The sequence below is a fragment of the Lysinibacillus sp. NPDC093712 genome (assembly GCF_050280025.1).
In the GTDB taxonomy this organism is placed as follows: domain Bacteria; phylum Bacillota; class Bacilli; order Bacillales_A; family Planococcaceae; genus Lysinibacillus.
In genome coordinates, this window is the sequence record NZ_JBNNUU010000004.1 from 371,318 (window position 1) to 389,792 (window position 18,475).

At 37.3% G+C, this 18,475-nt stretch carries 16 protein-coding genes and 1 pseudogene; 4 read left to right on the plus strand and 13 right to left on the minus strand.

Features of this window, described 5'->3' with window-relative positions; translation table 11 throughout:
• The first annotated feature begins 17 nt into the window (after positions 1-17).
• Together pepT and ACQKNX_RS17190 are read left to right on the plus strand one after the other, a co-directional pair.
• Positions 18-1,247 (plus strand): peptidase T, encoded by a 1,230-nt coding sequence (pepT, locus tag ACQKNX_RS17185; RefSeq protein WP_401019462.1) that lies wholly within the window; start codon positions 18-20, stop codon positions 1,245-1,247.
• A 430-nt stretch (positions 1,248-1,677) separates the two neighbouring features.
• Positions 1,678-2,652 carry a DMT family transporter gene (locus tag ACQKNX_RS17190; RefSeq protein WP_427429923.1) on the plus strand — a complete coding sequence of 325 codons (975 nt, stop codon included), beginning with the start codon at positions 1,678-1,680 and terminating at the stop codon, positions 2,650-2,652.
• 259 nt (positions 2,653-2,911) lie between these two features.
• On the opposite strand, the gene ACQKNX_RS17195 is transcribed toward ACQKNX_RS17190, so the two are convergent.
• Positions 2,912-3,340 carry a DUF4395 domain-containing protein gene (locus ACQKNX_RS17195; protein ID WP_427429924.1) on the minus strand — a complete coding sequence of 143 codons (429 nt, stop codon included), beginning with the start codon at positions 3,338-3,340 and terminating at the stop codon, positions 2,912-2,914.
• Positions 3,341-3,457: 117 nt separating this feature from the next.
• Here ACQKNX_RS17195 and ACQKNX_RS17200 point away from each other — a divergent pair, with 117 nt between their 5' ends.
• On the plus strand, positions 3,458-4,168 hold the full coding sequence (locus ACQKNX_RS17200; RefSeq protein WP_427429925.1) for a Fe-S oxidoreductase: 711 nt from the start codon (positions 3,458-3,460) through the stop codon (positions 4,166-4,168).
• Positions 4,169-4,255: 87 nt separating this feature from the next.
• Here the strand turns inward: ACQKNX_RS17200 and ACQKNX_RS17205 are convergent, their stop codons facing one another.
• Both ACQKNX_RS17205 and ACQKNX_RS17210 read right to left on the minus strand, forming a co-directional pair.
• Positions 4,256-4,936 carry a GNAT family N-acetyltransferase gene (locus tag ACQKNX_RS17205; protein ID WP_427429926.1) on the minus strand — a complete coding sequence of 227 codons (681 nt, stop codon included), beginning with the start codon at positions 4,934-4,936 and terminating at the stop codon, positions 4,256-4,258.
• A 12-nt stretch (positions 4,937-4,948) separates the two neighbouring features.
• Entirely contained in the window at positions 4,949-6,061 is a 1,113-nt protein-coding gene (locus tag ACQKNX_RS17210; RefSeq protein WP_427429927.1) for a mandelate racemase/muconate lactonizing enzyme family protein, read from the minus strand.
• A 78-nt stretch (positions 6,062-6,139) separates the two neighbouring features.
• On the opposite strand from ACQKNX_RS17210, the gene ACQKNX_RS17215 reads away from it, so the two are divergent.
• On the plus strand, positions 6,140-7,384 hold the full coding sequence (locus tag ACQKNX_RS17215) for a hypothetical protein (protein ID WP_427429928.1): 1,245 nt from the start codon (positions 6,140-6,142) through the stop codon (positions 7,382-7,384).
• Between the two features lie 156 nt (positions 7,385-7,540).
• Here the strand turns inward: ACQKNX_RS17215 and nhaC are convergent, their stop codons facing one another.
• The 10 genes and pseudogenes from nhaC to ACQKNX_RS17265 all read right to left on the minus strand — a co-directional run bounded on the left by nhaC (position 7,541) and on the right by ACQKNX_RS17265 (position 18,274).
• Positions 7,541-8,989, minus strand: a complete 1,449-nt coding sequence (nhaC, locus tag ACQKNX_RS17220; RefSeq protein WP_427429929.1) for a Na+/H+ antiporter NhaC — start codon at positions 8,987-8,989, stop codon at positions 7,541-7,543.
• 280 nt (positions 8,990-9,269) lie between these two features.
• The gene (locus tag ACQKNX_RS17225) at positions 9,270-10,385 is read right to left on the minus strand and encodes an amidohydrolase (RefSeq protein WP_427429930.1); all 1,116 of its coding nucleotides are present in this window, start codon (positions 10,383-10,385) and stop codon (positions 9,270-9,272) included.
• 242 nt (positions 10,386-10,627) lie between these two features.
• Positions 10,628-10,771 carry a hypothetical protein gene (locus tag ACQKNX_RS17230; protein WP_427429931.1) on the minus strand — a complete coding sequence of 48 codons (144 nt, stop codon included), beginning with the start codon at positions 10,769-10,771 and terminating at the stop codon, positions 10,628-10,630.
• A 664-nt stretch (positions 10,772-11,435) separates the two neighbouring features.
• Complete coding sequence (locus ACQKNX_RS17235; protein ID WP_427429932.1) at positions 11,436-13,481, minus strand: TRAP transporter permease; 2,046 nt, start codon at positions 13,479-13,481, stop codon at positions 11,436-11,438.
• A complete protein-coding gene (locus ACQKNX_RS17240) occupies positions 13,478-13,993 on the minus strand; it encodes a DUF1850 domain-containing protein (protein ID WP_427429933.1) in 516 nt (171 codons plus the stop codon). The genes ACQKNX_RS17235 and ACQKNX_RS17240 overlap by 4 nt, the downstream gene beginning before the upstream one ends.
• A 196-nt stretch (positions 13,994-14,189) precedes the next feature.
• Positions 14,190-15,194, minus strand: a complete 1,005-nt coding sequence (locus ACQKNX_RS17245; protein WP_427429934.1) for a TAXI family TRAP transporter solute-binding subunit — start codon at positions 15,192-15,194, stop codon at positions 14,190-14,192.
• Positions 15,195-15,519: 325 nt separating this feature from the next.
• The gene (locus tag ACQKNX_RS17250) at positions 15,520-16,074 is read right to left on the minus strand and encodes a superoxide dismutase family protein (protein ID WP_427429935.1); all 555 of its coding nucleotides are present in this window, start codon (positions 16,072-16,074) and stop codon (positions 15,520-15,522) included.
• Positions 16,075-16,357: 283 nt separating this feature from the next.
• Positions 16,358-16,499, minus strand: a pseudogene (locus tag ACQKNX_RS17255) (IS5/IS1182 family transposase); the annotation flags it as partial.
• A 306-nt stretch (positions 16,500-16,805) separates the two neighbouring features.
• Positions 16,806-17,348 (minus strand): superoxide dismutase family protein, encoded by a 543-nt coding sequence (locus ACQKNX_RS17260; protein ID WP_427429936.1) that lies wholly within the window; start codon positions 17,346-17,348, stop codon positions 16,806-16,808.
• 128 nt (positions 17,349-17,476) lie between these two features.
• A complete protein-coding gene (locus ACQKNX_RS17265) occupies positions 17,477-18,274 on the minus strand; it encodes a 3D domain-containing protein (protein WP_427429937.1) in 798 nt (265 codons plus the stop codon).
• Between the last annotated feature and the right edge of the window lie 201 nt (positions 18,275-18,475).

Here is an 18,475-nt window from a genome sequence, read left to right on the forward strand (position 1 = left end):
AGGAGGCCGTATATTCTATGAAAGAACAAGTAATCGAGCGATTAATTCGCTACGCAAAAATTGATACACAATCAGACTTCACAAGTGAAACAACTCCTTCCACTCAAAAGCAATTTGACTTATTGCATGTATTGAAGGATGAACTTGCCGCAATCGGCTTAACAGACATTACATTAGATGACAATGGCTACTTATTTGCAACACTTGAAGCAAATACAGATAAAGAAGTACCGACTATCGGCTTTTTAGCGCATGTGGATACAGCAACAGACTATACTGGTACAAATGTTAATCCGCAACGAATTGACAATTATGATGGCGGTGACATTCAATTAAACGAAAATTTAGCCATGTCTCCAACTGAATTCCCTGAACTAAAAAATTACATTGGGCAAACACTAATTACAACAGATGGTACGACACTTTTAGGTGCGGACGATAAAGCGGGCATTGTTGAAATTATAACTGCTATGGAATATTTAATAAATAATCCTTCAATTAAGCACGGTAAATTACGTGTAGCGTTCACTCCTGATGAGGAAATTGGCCGTGGACCGCATAAATTTGATGTCGCTGCATTCGGAGCTGATTACGCATATACAATGGATGGAGGACCACTAGGTGAACTTCAGTATGAGAGCTTTAATGCTGCAGGTGTTAAAGTTATCACAAAAGGAACAAGCGTACACCCAGGTTCGGCGAAAAATAAAATGGTCAACTCTATCACAATGGCTATTGCTTTCCAAAACGAAATGCCTACAGATGCAGTACCTGAAAAAACAGAAGGCTATGAAGGTTTTATCCATTTAATGGGCTTTAAAGGCGCTATTGAACATACAGAGCTTTCTTATATTGTCCGTGACCATGATCGTCAAAAATTTGAGGCGAAAAAGCAATTAATGCGTGATGCTGCTGCCAAAATACAAGCTCAGTTTGGTAAGGATGCACTAACAATTTCTATCGAGGATCAATACTATAACATGGGTGAAAAAATTGAACCTGTAAAAGAAATTGTTGACATTGCACGTCAAGCAATGGAAAAATTAGATATTACACCGAATACATTACCGATTCGTGGTGGTACTGATGGCTCTCAACTTTCTTATATGGGCTTACCAACCCCAAATATTTTTGCAGGTGGCGAGAACATGCATGGTAAATACGAATATGTATCTGCCGAAACAATGGAAAAAGCTACACAAGTTATTATTGAAATCGTGCAATTATTTGAACAGCAAGGCAAATAAGTCATTTTTAAATTCGAGCGATAAGAAACAAATTAACACGAGGACTTTCTAAAAAGTCTTCAAGATACTAAAATCCGCTTCGCTCCTGATGGGTAAGGTACGACTAGTAAAGCTACTAGGCCCGTGCATTTGCTCTTTGTTAGGAGTCAACGCGGATTTTTATTTTAATAATCAATTATGTCTCGGCATAATTGTGTCCACATTTCTTATAGCCCGCTCGAAAGGCTACTTAAAAATCTACTACATATGCTGGGCCCTTTGATTGTTGGTGAATCTTCACTGTAAACCGCTCGAATATGGCATTTATTCACCTTTTATGGCATTAGCGTCCTCTGTTGAAGCAAATTAAAAATTGCCCATTATGTCGATGGTGATTTCTCTACAATAATAACTGAATTTTCAAATTACATAAAAGTTAGGATGATGGATTTTGAAAGAAATTGCATTAGGAATTTTAGCTTCACTTTTTTTTGCAGTGACATTTATTTTAAATCATGCGATGGAAATGCAAGGAGGCAGTTGGCTATGGAGTGCTTCACTTCGTTATTTCTTCATGTTGCCATTTTTACTAGCCATCGTCTTTTACCGTAAAGGCTTTAGGCAACTAACTAATGAAATGAAAAGTAGACCTGGAGCATGGCTACTATGGAGCTTCGTTGGCTTCGTGCTATTTTATGCACCCATTACATTTGCTGCTGCATTTGGTCCGGGCTGGCTCGTTTCTGGAACATGGCAATTTACGATTGTCGCTGGTGTTCTACTCGCACCCCTCTTTGTAACAGTAATTGCTGGAAAAACGGTGCGTCAAAAAATCCCGGTAATTTCTTTGCTTATTTCATGTGTTATTTTAGCAGGAATTTTACTTATTCAAGTACCACAGGCACAGTCTGTTCCAACAAAAAATCTATTATTAGGGATTTTACCTGTTGTAGTCGCTGCATTTGCCTACCCACTCGGTAATCGCAAAATGATGGAGGTTTGCGGGGGACGTGTTGATACATTCCAGCGGGTACTTGGAATGACAGTTGCTTCAATGCCGGCATGGATTGTAATGGCCATTTACGCCATTTTAACAGTTGGACTGCCTTCATTAAGTCAAGTTCTACAATCACTACTAGTTGGGATTAGCTCAGGTGTAATTGCAACTATTCTATTTTTCATCGCAACTGATCGCGTTCGTGAACATCAAGGCAAACTAGCCGCTGTTGAGGCGACTCAATCAACTGAAATACTATTTGTCATTATTGGTGAGGCGTTACTACTTGGAATTGCGTTTCCAGAGCCAATTGCTCTTGCTGGACTTGGTATTATTATTGTTGGTATGTTGTTGCATAGCTACTATACGATGGTGCTTGGAAAGAAAAGCGTTTCCCAACAATCTACCCCTTCTGAGCAGTCAACTTAACAAAGGCTGTTGAACTATTTACACATAAAAAAAATGACGGCTCATTCCGTTATGAATAAGCCGTCTAGAGATTTTACGTTCCCAAAAAATGAGGGGGGTTTTAGGAGCGCTTTATGAACTAGCAAACTTCTGGAGAAAAGTAGCTAAAGTTCATCCTCTCTACACTTGTTTTGCAGAGAAGGAATAATCTTTACAATGATAATGATAATCATTATCAGTTAAAATGTCAACTGTTATCTTAAAACTTTTTTAATGAATATCATGCTTTCTTAAGTGTCCGCCTATATTGCCATTGCTTTAGCTGAAAATGCAAAAAGCAACCAATACAAAACCCTGCAATTGCAACTGATGAAGCGATTGCTACCATCGTTGTAAACACATACCCTACTACTTGCCAATTAAACAAAAAGGCGACAAGACCCCCAGCTAAACATATGCTTGCAATACTTGAATTAAACTTTTGTTGCTGTGCGTCCTCTGGTATATACGCTGTAGAAGCTTTTTTCAAAAATAGCTTTCCAAATCGGATGATTGGATTAAAATTACATAATACACCGAGTAAATTTGCTACTAAAGGAATCGCTAATATCCATTCAAACCCTGTTAGCCATGTCAGTATGACACTTAACAGTATCGTCCACTGATTGAGTCGTACGAGCGGCCTTGGAATTGCATGTGGCAATGACATTTCAAAACCTACCTTTCAGATATGTTTAATGTATTTTACTATATTGCATTCCATTTGTGAAGTAAAAATGAATAACTTATAATTGAAGTTAATGATTGAAAAGAAAAGGTGATGACAATGCCCGCTTTAACGATGGATCAAGTCAGACAACTGAATTCCTACAGTATTTATACAACGGAGCCAAAACGAACGTTATTTACATTGGCTGATATACATAAAGACTTCTACCATCCTGATTTTTTAAATCTAATGATGGGCATTACAGATGCTGCAACAGAAACAGCAGCCATTTCCCATTTTGCACGTCGCTATGGTATGTTTTTCGCTATGCAGCTTTATATGCTTGCTGCCTACGATGAAGTATGGGATGGAAAACCAATTGAAATTCGCTTTGATGCAGCTAAGGAATTCAATAGCTTTACTGTCGCAATGTTTGTTAATCCTAACGATTGGCGTTATGTGGATGAAGAGGAGCGACAATCAGTCATTGAAAAAATATTATACGACGGGCATGTTATCGTTCAGCAACTGCGCAAAGTAACATCGATTTCACCCTTAACAATTTGGGAAAACTTTTTTGGCTACCTCCTTTGGCATTATCATATACTGCTGTCTAACCCCGGCTTGGCAGATCAAGCAATGGATGATATTGAAATTTTAGAGAACCCAAAAACATGGGCTCGCATTTCACAAAAATCATGGTGGGCGGAATATACTGGCGGTCAGAGCCCTACAAAGTTAGTTAATGTTCCTGTCCGAAAATCTTGCTGCTTTTCAAAGGATATTCCCGGCCTACTTGCTTGTGGATTTTGTCCACTTAAGAAATAACAAAAAGCCTTACTCTCACATTTGCGTGAAAAAAGTAAGGCCTTCTTTTTATTTAAATAGCTCTATATATGTTAATTAACATTACCGTTATTTTTCATAGACAACGAACCAATCATTTTGTTCTTCATACATTGCAGTCCCCGTATAGCCCTCTTTCAAAAATTGCTGCTGTAAAGCCGTATCTCTCATCAAAACAGCTCTTTTTTCAGTATATACAGGTTGCTCCTGTTGTAGATTCTTATAAAAGACATAGCGTAATTTATCAACATACTTAATCTTCAAACCCTTTATTACGAGCGATTGAGAAAACTTATCTTTTAAGCTTGGAATATTATAAGGTTTAACCGTAGAGCAAACATAGTCATAGCAATCCAAATCAATTTCATTCATCACAATAGTCGCTAACGTTTTTTGTAATCCGTAGCCACGATAATGTGGTGAAACATTTGATATCTCCTGATATAACACGCGATGGAATTGATCCTCAGCAATGCCGCAATCATATCCAAGGTGCTCATCATCAATAGGCGGATTCAATAATGCTCGAAAACCGATCAACGCATTATTAACGTATGCCCCTACCATCAAACCATTTCCCTGCAAAATGTATTCGAATTCTTCTGTAGTTAATGGCTGTAAAATACTTTGATCCGCTAATGTTTCGTATACCTCTTGCTGTAATTTCTGTATTGCTGGTAAATGCTGCAGCTGTAATTGAGTAACATAAAAAGGCGTTTCCCCGAGTATTCCTTCATAAATTCTTTCCATGTTGAAGCCCCCTTAAGCTGTTACGGTTGTTGAAAATTTGCATAGTTCCTTAAGTATTTCTTCATCTATATCTACACCTAAGCCAGGTTTTTCTGTTAAACAAATGAACGGAACATCATAGTATAAATTGCCGATGTCCTTTGAGAATTTTAATGGACCTGTTAATTCTACACTTGTCATAATTTTTTTAGAAAATGCTACATGGAAACCAGCTGCAGATCCTACAGAAGACTCAACCATTGAACCAATTTGACATTCAATGCCTGCCATTTCCGCCATTACCGCTAATTTCATAGCAGGGTAAATCCCACCGCATTTCATTAATTTAATATTCACTTTGTCTGCGGCACGTTTCAAAATGATTTCACGCATTTCACGTACTCCACGAAGTCCCTCATCAATCATTAACGGTACATCGGATTTCGATTTAATTTCTACCATTCCATCAATATCTTCACTATCAACAGGCTGTTCTAACCAGTCGATATTTAAATCCTTTAGTGCTCGTAAACCTTGTAATGTTGTAGAAGCATTTCCCCACCCTTGGTTTACATCTACACGTATTGCAATATCCTCACCTACACGTTCACGTACTGCTTTTATGCGGGCAACATCTCGTCTAACTTCCGTTCCCACCTTCATTTTAAATGATTGATAGCCCATTTCCACGCGTTTAGCTGCCTCATTTGCCATTTCTTCAGGCGTGCCGATACTCAACACATGTGTAATTGGGAATTTTTCATGATAACGACCGCCAAGTAGCTGATAAACTGGAACCTGTAATGCTTTACCAGCAATATCAAAACAGGCAATATCGATCGCCGCTTTAGCAGCGGGTACATCTTTTACGATGTGATTCATTTTATCGTGAAGCATCTCAAAGGCCATAGGATCTTCTCCAATGATTGCAGGTACAAGTTGGTGTTTTAAAATTGCATACGTACTTTCCCACGACTCACCTGTAACATGTTCATCAGGTACTGCTTCTCCATATCCAACAATGCCTGTATCAGTTGTTATTTTCAAAATGATAGAAGGCATTGTATCATAAGTAGCATAGCTAATAATAAAAGGATCAATAAGCGGTAATTGAATTGCAAAAATTTCTACTTGTTGGATTTTCATTTTATATCATACTCCTGTATAATTTATATTTGTCGTTAATACGTCGTTAATTATTTAAAAAATATTAGAAAAGGACTGATGCCTTTGTCTACAAAAATAGCAATTATTTGTTCTAAAGCTTTTATGAAGCGTATCCTTAGTATCGCACAAAACATAGAGAATATTCAAATAGAATTTTATCTTTACAATCAACCTTCTGATGCACCGTCTTTGTTAAAACAAATTAAGCCCTGTGATGCACTATTATTTGGAGGAACATTACCGTATTTACATGCACAAACATCTTTAGCGACATTACCGATTCCATGGAATTATTTAAAACAAGATGAGATGACAATTTCTACGACTTTATTATCTCTTATAGCGAACAAGACAATTCCTTTACAAAGGCTTTCTATCGATGTCATGCACCCTATATTCGTTGATAACGTTCTAACGGAGATAGAATACACCGGTACAAAACCATATGTTCATTCTATTTCAATTACAGAAACGGCTGACGATATTTTGCAAAAGCATATCGCTCTATGGGAGTCCAAAAAAATTGACTATATCGTTACAAGCATTCATGCAGTATTTGATGAATTGCAGCTACGAAACATTCCTGCTATGCGAATGCTAGATGCAACAAGTTCCATTATACAATGTCTAGAAGAAACGAAATCACAATCTCTTCTTACTAAATCCGAATCCGCAAAGGCTGCCGTTGGATTTTTAGATATTCCTGAAACTAGTCATTGCTCGAATATTTTACAGCAAATAACTGCAACAACACATTCAACCTATAAGCAAATTAGCTCTAACTATTTTGAGCTTTATACAACTGCTGGACATTTACAAAATGCACTCGAAAAAGAAAATTTGCAGCATCTTATACAACAAATTGACGTTCCCTTTAGGCTTGCTTTTGGCTATGGACATTCGATTTTTGAAGCAGCCGAAAATGCTACACATGCATTAAAATTTGCCAATCCTTTTGAAATTTATATTTTAGATGAACATAAAAATTTATCTGGTCCATTCCCTAAATCAGAAAGTAAGCTCTCTTTAAAAACAAAAGATCCGTTTATTTTACAAATGGCTAAACAGACAAGCTTAAGCCCATTAAACATTTCTAAAATTTTTCAATTTAGCAAAGAACGACAGGCATCACAATTTACAGCGCAAAATCTTTCAGAGTACTTACAAGTTACACGTCGTACGACTGAACGTATTATCAAAAAATTAGTTGATCATGGCTATGCTAAAGTTGTTGGCGAAGAAATGCCCCACCAACAAGGACGACCACGCACTATTTATGAATTGGACTTTGCAACCTATTAATATACAAGGACAAAGCCCCTACACAGCGCTTTTCATTGGCGAGTGAAGAGTCTCATCATACGGCATCAACTATGCTTAGAGTGTCTCTTCACTTTCCAACAGCAATCTATATACTGGGGCTGGTCTTGTTTTCTATTTAAGCAAGATTCATTTTTATTAGTCTGCAACAACCATATTATTCATCTCTTGCTCTTGCGCTTCTTTTTTTCGTTGCTTTGCCTCTTCAATCTCTTCCGGTGTCATCTTTACAATAGCAAATCCAACATAACCATAAATTATTGAAATAATTGGCACAGCAAAGTTAAGTATTGCATAAGGTGCATATTCCATCGCACTTACACCTAATGTCGCTAAAATAAATACACCACAAGTGTTCCAAGGGAAGAATACAGATGTTAATGTTCCCCCATCTTCTAGAGCACGCGATAAATTTTTTGAGTGCAAGCCTCGTTTTTGATAAACGTCAGCAAACATTCGTGAAGGTACAACAATTGATATGTACTGCTCAGAACATGTCGCATTTGTTGTAATACATGCAGCAATTGTTGAAGCAATAAGGCTACCTGTAGATTTAGCAAACTTAACGACAACATCCATAAGAGCCTTCAACATGCCCGAATATTCTAACACCCCACCAAATGTCATAGCTACAATTGTCATTGAAACCGTATACATCATTGAATCTAAGCCACCACGATTAAAGAGGTCGTCCACCATTTCATTTCCTGTAGAAATCGTAAACCCTTCTTGTAAGGCATGGACAGCCATAGTTGGTGATCCACCTTGTACAAAAATTTGTAATAAGAAGCCTGAAATAATACCAATAACTAATGCTGGGATTGCCGGAACTTTTTTTGCGACCATAACAATAACGCCAACTGGGACAAGTAATAACCATGGAGAAATTACAAAGCTTTTTTCCATCACATCAAGCGTTGTCATAATTTTTTCTGAATCCATCGATACATCAGCGAAACGTCTTCCCATAAAGCCAAATGCTACAAGTGTAATGATTAATGCGGGAATAGTTGTATAAAGCATATGTTTTATATGATCAAACAAGTCTGTGTTTGTTAGACCTGCTGCTAAATTTGTAGTATCAGATAAAGGTGACATTTTATCACCAAAATAAGAACCTGAAATAACTGCTCCTGCAATCATTGGTGCGGGAATACCCATACTTAAACCGATCCCCATACCAGCGACACCGATAGTTGCCATTGTTGACCATGAGCTTCCAATTGCTAGCGAAACGATTGAACATAATAGTAAAATCGTTACTAAAAACCAAGCTGGAGAAATTAATTTTAATCCGTAGAAAATCATTGTGGCAACAACTCCACCACCAATCCATGCTCCTATTGTCAAACCAACTAAAATGATAATGACAATGGCCGGAAGAGCTAGGCGGATGCCTTTATACATCATTTCCTCAATTTCCATCCACTTGAAGCCATGCATTTTGGCAACAATCGCTGCTACAATTGTTCCAACAATTAATGGCACGTGAGGACTCTGCTCTAACATAACTACAGTAACAAGCATTGTAGTAATCATTATAACGAAAGTCAGGAGTGCCCATTTCGCACTAATTTCCTTTTTCATTGTCCCATCCCCTTTTTTTGCACCTAAATACGATTTGCTATTTCACAGGCGCAAATATATTTTTACGTTTTTTAGCTTAATATTCAAAAAATATAAAGTCAACGCAAAAATTTTATGCTTCTATAGCAATTATGACTGTTAAAGGGAAAAAAAACGCTTCCAAATAGCTTTTAGAAACCATTCAAAACGGCGCATCTTTATGCATTTCTGCTGTGCAGAGGCAATCTAAAAAAGGTTCTACCCAACGTAAACTGTTGGATAGAACCTTTTCAAAAATATTCTACTTATTTTCAGGCTTTTTTTCTAATACACACGCAAGTACTTTCGATGCATCTATTAATGCACTTCGTTCAAAAGTCATTTTTGGGTGATGTAACCCTGGGCCTAAATTAGCACCAATTCCAATCATCGTTGCCTTTAGCTCTGGTTTTTTCACTGTATAAAAATGAAAATCATCGCTACCAGGTGTTGTAATCTCCTCAGCTAAAAATTGCTCGCCAAGTGATTCTACTATAGCATCTTTAGCCATACGAGAGGCTACAGGTGAAACTTCTGCACCAGGCGTGAAATCGACCCATTTCCATTTCAGTTCAATTTCAAACTGCTGCTGAATTGATTTCAAACCTGCTTCAATACGGCTTCGAAGCAACTCAAGCTGATCATTATGCTGTGCCCGAATATCCATTGCAAAGCTAGCAGTCCCTGGGATAATATTTGTGCTACCACCATCTGCAATAATCTTTGTTAATTTTGCCGAGTGTGGCTCGAACGGAGACAAATGAATGCTATTTAACATTAACTGAATAGCCATAATAACATCTATCGCATTTTTCCCTTGGTGCGGTCTTGCACCATGTGCATCAGTGCCATGAATAGTCCCATCTAAAAAATACGCAGCACCATGATGGATTGCAGGTGAAACCTTCCCTAAAGGAAGCTCTTCGATTGGTCTTAAATGGACACCAAATAAATGGGAGACACCATCTACAGCACCACGATCAAATGCGGCACAAGCACCATTTCCTACTTCCTCAGCAGGTTGGAAAATAAAACGTACACGATGTTGTAACGGTCGATCTTTTAGTAACAATAATGCTCCTAGAACCATTGTAATATTGGCATCATGACCACACGAATGGTTTGCCTGCCATTTTCCATCTACCTCTTGCCATAGTGCATCAATATCTGCACGAACTGCAACAATCTCATCGCCTGTACCAATTTCTGCAAGCAACCCTGGTACATCGCCTAATAAACGGTAAGAAACGTTTAAATCATCTAATATAGATGCAATTTTCTTTGTTGTTTCATATTCCTTCCAGCTTACTTCTGGATAATTATGAAAATGTTCAAACCATTGATACATTGCTTCTTCTACCATTGCTGCACCTGTCATAACTACACACCTCGATATACCTTTTTTCTCCCCCATTATACATGAAAGCTTTTTAGAAAAGTATATATGAAATTAGTACTATATTCATTTAAATATCATATAACTTAATATTAAGAAAATGTTTAAAACCTTCTTACTATTTTATGTAAACTTCATACAAATTGTGTCTGTACAATTCTTTTACATAACAAAGGGCTGTGTTAAAAGTTTATGTTCCACTTTTAACACAGCCCTTTCGAAATTTATAAACTTGTAAAAAACCCCTCTGGATATTCTTCATAACGTATTTGTCTTGGTTGCTCCTCATTATTTTTGTCAGTAGTTTGTAATTCCGGTTCCTGATCCATCAAATACGTTTCAAATTTCGAGTTTAAAATGTGCTCCATTTCGTTACCTCCTTTATTAATAGAATTTTCTGATAAAAGAATTATATACTAGCTTTTTATTAAAAATCAACAAATAATACTCATTATGCATAATAAGTATTAATTTTATCTCTTTTCGAGATAATAAAACTTTAAACTTATTGCAATTCCACGTAAAAATCATGCCTTTCTCTTTTTTGAAATCTAAAAATAGATAGAGGAAATGGAAAAAGTGTTAGATTGACTGTAATCAATCTAACACTTTTTCGCCATGTCTTTGATGTCCGCTACGGCGCGTGCTTTCCGCGGGCACATCGTAAGCCACAACCGTCGCTATCGCGCCGCCTGTTGCGTCTTACGTCTTGTGCTGTTCCCGCAGGAGTCACTCGCCTCCGCTACCATCGTTCATTTCTAATTTTTTATTTACTGCAAAAGATTGAACCTCTAAGGTTTCATTTTTATTACATAGCGGAAAAATGCCCTCAATCTAACACTTTTTTGCCGCTTCATTGATGTCCGCTATGGCGCGTGCTTTCCGCGGGCACATCGTAAGCCACAACCGTCGCTGTCGCGCCGCCTGTTGTGGCTTACGTCTTGTGCTGTTCCCGCAGGAGTCACTCGCCTCCGCTACCATCAACTCTTGCTTTTATTTTATAATATATGTCAAAATTTTATTATTTTTTGATTATGCGGTCACACTTTTATTATGACTGTTGTCATTATCAGTACCGTTTCCACCATATTTGTGCTGTGTTAAAATTTGAATCACTACAAGCACAATAAATATTCCGAGACCTGCCCAATCTGAGAACTTTTCAGGATAAATAAGGAGTAAGCCCGCTGCGATAGCAAATACACGCTCAATCCATAGTACTTTCCGGTACCAGAAACCTATAATTCCAGCACCGATTGCCACCATCCCCGTAACAGCGGTAAATACGACCCATAAAATTTGCGGTATCGTCGTATCTATCATTAACAAAGCCGGAGAGAAGACAATCATATACGGAATAATAAATGCTGCAATAGCAAGCTTTGCAGAGTTAACGCCAGTCTTAATTGGATCTCCACCCGAAATACCAGAAGCAGCAAAGGCGGCGAGTGCTACAGGTGGTGTAATATCGGCAATGATACCAAAATAGAATACAAAGAAGTGTGCCGATAATAAAATAACAACTGGCACTAATTCTTGTGGTGTATTTGGCGATAATAATGCCACAATGGCAGGTGCTGCTATCGTTGACGTAATAACGTAGTTTGCCGTTGTTGGGGCACCCATTCCCAAAATTAGTGATGCAATCATAACGAAAATAAGCGTTAAAATAATGCTTCCCCCTGCTAATGCTACTAAACTATTAGCTAAACTTAAGCCTAGGCCTGTTTTAACAACTACTCCGACAATAATACCTGCACAAGCTGTTGCTGCTACAACACCCAATGCCGTACGAGCGCCCTCAACTAACGCATCGACAATATCTTTTGGCTTTAAACGAGTATCTTTATTGAACATTGTTACAGCAATTGAAATAACGATTCCGTAAAGTGCTGCATGCATAACAGGTGTTCCAGTTAACATCAAAACAATAATAGCAATAATAGGTAGTAACAAATATATCTTCTTGAATACTTCTTTACGATTAGGCATTTGATCATCACGTAAGCCTCTTAAGCCGACCCGTTTTGCTTCAAAATGCGTCATAATCCAAATACCTGTAAAATAAAGCAACGCAGGAATTGCGGCTGCTTTTGCAATATCCCAATATGTAATTCCACGTCCTATAAATTCTACCATTAGAAACGCCGCGGCACCCATAATTGGAGGCATTAACTGACCACCAGTAGAAGCTGCTGCTTCAACTGCACCAGCAAATTCTTTACGATATCCAAGCTTTTTCATCATCGGGATTGTATACGAACCTGATGTTACAACGTTGGCCACAGAACTTCCTGAAATCATCCCTTGTAGAGCACTTGAGAAGACAGCTACCTTAGCTGGACCACCAATTAATTTTCCAGCAAAAGCTACAGCTAAATCATTAAAATACTGACCAACCCCTGTTTTTACAAGGAACGCACCAAATAATAGGAACACAAAAATAAATGTAGCAGATACACTAATCGGAGTTCCTAAAATACCATCTGTCGTAAAATACATAAGGTTAACAATGCTTTCAAAATCTTGCCCTCTGTGCGCCATAAAGGCAGGGAAATATGGACCAAAATAAGCATAAATCAAGAAACAAGTTGCGATAATCATAATCGGTAAGCCTACCGCTCGACGAGCAGCCTCAAGCACGAGAACGACAGCAATTAAACCTACTAAAAAGTCCAACTGTGTGATAGTACCATTACGATTAACAAGCTCCGTATAATTTAATGCCCAATACGAACCTACAACTACAGATAATAACGATAAAATATAATCAAACCATGCAATTTTATGCTTCGGCGCTTTTCTCCGAGCTGGGAATAATAAGAAAATAAGTGCTAACCCAAACCCTAAGTGGATAGTCCGTTGAATCGGTGCTGTAAATTGCCCGAAAATCGCAGTATATAATTGAAACAATGAAAATGCTAATAATCCAAAGAAGATTACATGCTTCATGATTCCTGAAATCGTACGCACATTTGATTCAATATCGTACTTTTCTAGAATTGCTTGTTGCTCTTCTGCCGATATCTGCTCAAATTCTTCTTTTACTTCGTTGTTGTGTTCCTTCAGTTTTGTCATTTCAACCTAACTCCTTTCCATCTTTCATAAAGCGATAATCGCTTCACCTCAAATAAATAGGATTTACCCCTTTGTAAATCTTTTTTTAAATCATATTCATAACTTTTATAAACAAACACAAGATCCAAATCTAAATCCCCAATAAATATTGTAAAATTATCAATGACTTCCTTGTCAAATTGCAGAAAATATTTACCATCTCGTTGTGTTAATGTTTGATTTTCTTCCGCGTAACCTGGCATGCCAATCGCTAAGTCTTCATACTCCATTCCTAACATTTGAATACGCTTTTCTTCTACGCACCGATAATATTCAAGTACATCTGATTTATGGATTGAATGTGTGTACCTTATTCGAAAAGCATCATCAGCAGCAAATGGTATATAATGTACTTTCGGGCTGTCTATACGTGTTTCTGTAAATGCGAATACCTTTTGAAGAGGAAGAAAAATAATTATGCCAAAGCACATACAACATACTGCTATAACAAAAACTATTTTTCTCTTTCGCATCACATCTGTTCCCCCACTTTAAAAACTATCCGCTTTTTCACTTTACCTTAACGAATCAAAAAGGGCCCAAAGCTTACGCAATACGAGCCCCTTTGTCTGTTTAGGAAAATTCTTATTCGATTTCTAAAATATTCACATCACATAGTCAAACTAAGAGCAAATAAAAATTTCCTCATTAGCATGGAACTTGAGTTTTTTATTTCTTTTCATCAAAGTATTTTTGTGCACCAGGATGGATATCAATGCTAATACCATCTAAAGCTGTTTCCTTTTTAATAAATGCACCTTTTGCATGTGAAATCTTATTCGTGTTGTCATAAATAGCTTTCGTCATTTCGTAAACAACATCGTCTGAAAGATTTTTACTTACTGCTAACATTGCAAGTACAGAAACTGTCTCTGTGTCATTAGCAATATCGTAAGTACCAGCTTTTACTGTGTCTTTCGCATAATATGGATATTTGGCAATTAGCTCATCTGCTTTACCAGCATCTACACCGATAATATTTACTTTCGTTGTTGCATTTAACGCTTCTACGGCTCCTGTTGGTGTACCAGCAGTTATAAATGCAGCATCAATTTGACCTGATTGAAGACCGTCAGTAGACTCGCCAAAATCAAGATTTTGTGCTTTAATGTCATCCATTGTTAAGCCATGGATTTCAAGTAATTGTTCAGCATTGGCATAAGTACCAGAACCCGGAGCACCTACAGATACTTTTTTCCCTTTTAAATCAGCATATGTTTTAATACCTGAAGCTTCAGTTGTTACTAATTGCACAGTCTCTGGGTAAAGGGCACCTAAAGCGGCAATCGTATCAATTTTTTTACCCTCAAACATTAATTTTCCTTCAGTTGCGTAATAAGCAATATCCGTTTGTACAAACGCAATCTCACCTTTACCATCTTGCAAAGCAGTCATGTTAGCTGCAGATGCTTGAGAAACTTCTGCTGTTGTTTTAATGCCTGTTTCTGTTGTTATTAAATCAGCAAACGTACCACCTAATGCATAGTAAGTACCTTGCGTTCCACCTGTTAGTAAACTTAAAAATTTTGGCTTTTCAGAGCTAGCTGCATCACCATTCGTATTTTCCTTATCTGTATCCTTCGAGCCTGTACTACTATCAGTTCCACATGCAGCTAAAATTAATAACGCAATGGCACTTAATAGCATTAACAATCTAAATTGCTTTTTCTTCATATTAATCTTCCCCCTTTGGAAATATTATAAGAATCTATTTAAAATTATCAAATTAAGTATAATTATGTCAATCTATTTATAGTAAATTCAGATAATTATATTTATACCCTTTGTCCCATTCATCAATTATCGCCACTTACAAACAATTTCTCATTTACCCTTTATTTATCTCTAATAAACTACTAAATTATATTTTATCAGAAAATATAATTAATTTAAAATGTATACATTTTGTATAAAGGTAACATTACACCCCTTACCAAGGTCATTATTAAAGGAAAAGACTGTATCTAAATTTTCCATAGATACAGTCTTTCTATCTCCCTTATTGAATAACCCCACATGCAATTCTTGCACCAGAATTACCAGAAGGATCCGTTTTATAGTCGTCCGCTGATTCATGAATAACTAACGCTGTACCTTCTCCATCAAGTAAGGAATTTTCTACATTTTTTTGTAAAGTAACACCTTCAGCTATGAAATTTAAATCTACAGTACCATCTTCACCAATTTTTAAATTTGGTAAGTCACCTAAGTGATAGCCTTTTGGATTTAATGTACCATGCTCTTTATTTGTCGGATTAAAGTGAGGACCCGCTGATTCAAATGTTGGTGGTTCACACTTTCCTACCGAATGAATATGGATACCATGTGTTCCTGCTGGTATGCCACTTAAAGCTAATGTCACTTTGACTCCATTGTCCTCTTCTTCAAAATAGGCATTTCCATAGCTTTCATTGTTAGAACCAATTACTTTTGCAGTTGCCGTTAAAGTTGATTTTGGAGCGTTTACAGCTACTTTATCCTCTTTTTTATCAAAGAAGCTGCATCCTCCGACAAATACGGTCAAAGAAATAATTAATATTGATATTTTTTTCATGTTATTACCTCCTCTATTTCTGATGGTACCCATCTCACCCATTACTTATGCAATATGTACTGGTGATTTCTCATCACTTTTCAAAAGGTAATAGAATAACTTCTGCGTCTAACTAGCTTTGTATTAAGTAATACTACTCCGCGTTTACTGCTCAAGTCGCTCTCTTTATAGCAGGCATGGCTCTAATAAACAAACCACGTACTAGCAAAGGTTGCTACGCATAGAGCGCTCTGCGAAAATCAACGCCAGTAGGCATCTAAAATAAAAAAGACTATATCTATAAAAGATTTTCCATTAATAAATTGATAAACAAAAAATCAAGCGCTGCCTCTAGTTTTCGAACTAAATGGTCTCGTGGCACCATTTAGTCAATGTCAGCATTTCTATAATTGTTCACGTTCATTGATTTGATTCTTCGTCATCATTTTCCATCACCTCAAATAGTTTATATTATTTATAGTGGACTGTTAGCAATACATATAAAGTTGATTGGAGTGGAGGGTGGGCGACTCCTGCGGGAACGCACAGTACGTAAGATGCAACAAACCGCGCGTTAGCGAGGGTTGCGGCTTACGGTGTGCCCGCGGAAAGCGCCCGCCCGTAACGGAAATCAACGGCAGTAGACCTCTATATTTATTTTAAATAAAAAAGACTGTAGACAAACTCAAAATTTTCCGAGTTTGTCTACAGTCTGAAAGGACTATATCTATAAAAGATATAGTCCTTCTCTATTATGATTGAATTACGCCACAAGCAATTCTTCCACCAGATTCACCAGTGGGATCAGTCATGTAGTCATCCGTTGATTCATGAATAACGATCGCAGTACCCTCTCCATCAAGTAAAGAATACTCTGCATCTTTTTTTAAAGTGACACCTTCTGCCATGACAGTCATGTTGGCCGTGCCATCCTCAGCTATTTCTAAATTCGGCAAGTCTCCAAGGTGGTGACCATTCGGATTATCCTTCCCATGCTCTTTAAAAGTTGGGTTAAAGTGGCCACCGGCTGTTCCGAAATCTGGACCTTCACATTTTCCGGCTTCATGTATATGCATGCCATGTAATCCTTTTGCCTCTGCAGGAAAACCACTTAAATTTAATGTCACCTTGACACCATTATCCTGCTCTTCAAAATAGGCATCTCCATAGCTTTCATTATTAGAGCCTATTACTTTTGCAGTTGCTGTTAAAGGAGAGTTAGCTTCCTCCTTATTACTAGCACACCCAACCAAAAATACACCTAAAGAAATAATCAATAAAGTTGTCAGTTTCATTAAATTACCTCCTTTTTTTTATAGTTTATCACCTGTCTAAATAATTGCGCAACTGATAACTAGGCACTTATCCTCATATCAGAAAATAGGGATTTCTCAGAAAAAACACTGAGAAATCCCTATTTTAATTAATTTAAAATTTTCACTGTAACTGTTCTTACACCCCAATTACGGGCTTGTCCATCTGATGGAATAAAAACATCTATTTTATTTCCTTTTATCGCACCGCCAGTATCAGCAGCAATCGCTTCACCATAACCTTCAACCCATACCTTTGTTCCAAGAGGAATAACTCTTGGGTCAACAGCAATTACTTTTAAATTTGGATTTGAGCGTATATCGGTTCCGTTCGCTGTAATACCTGAGCAACCAGTACAATATGCCGTGTAAGCCGTAGCACGCATTGTATATGTTTGGCCATCTTGGTTAGATGGTGCACTCGTAACTGTTGTTACCGGTTTTGGTGTAGTTTTTTTCACAGTACTCGAAGAACTAGAAGTACTAGAAGTACTCGCTACACTCTTTTCAGTTTTAGGTTTTGCTGCAGATGCCTTAACAGCTAAAGTGTCACCAACTAAAATTAAATCAGATGATAGGTTGTTCCATTCTTGTAAATCTTCAACTTCCACATTATAAACTTTTGCAAGGCTGAATAATGTATCGCCAGCCTCAATAATATAAGTCTCGTCGGCTGTATCCTCTTTTAAAATTCTTTCAATACTTAAGGTTTGTTCCGGATCAACCCATATGGTATCAATCTCATCTAACTCCTTCAAATCGGCTAAACTCAAATCAAAAATATTGGGCAATCCCCACAGTGTCTCGCCAATCTGACCAGTATATGCTGCCTTAGCGGGAGTGGTACTCCCGAACATCCCCATGCCAAGAGTCAATGCTACAGCTAATGCTATCGCTTTTTTCTTCATAATAAGTAATACCTCCAGTTGTTTAATTTTTCTGCATTCTGTTGCTAGCACACTAGAGAATTAGGCTCTTAAATATGCACGCAATATTGTAGAATGCTTCTAAATTTCACAGGACATCGGACCTGATATTACAAATTATTACTATTTAAACAAGATTTTATACAATTCCAATCATTTTTTAGCAAATTAAACATTTAAATG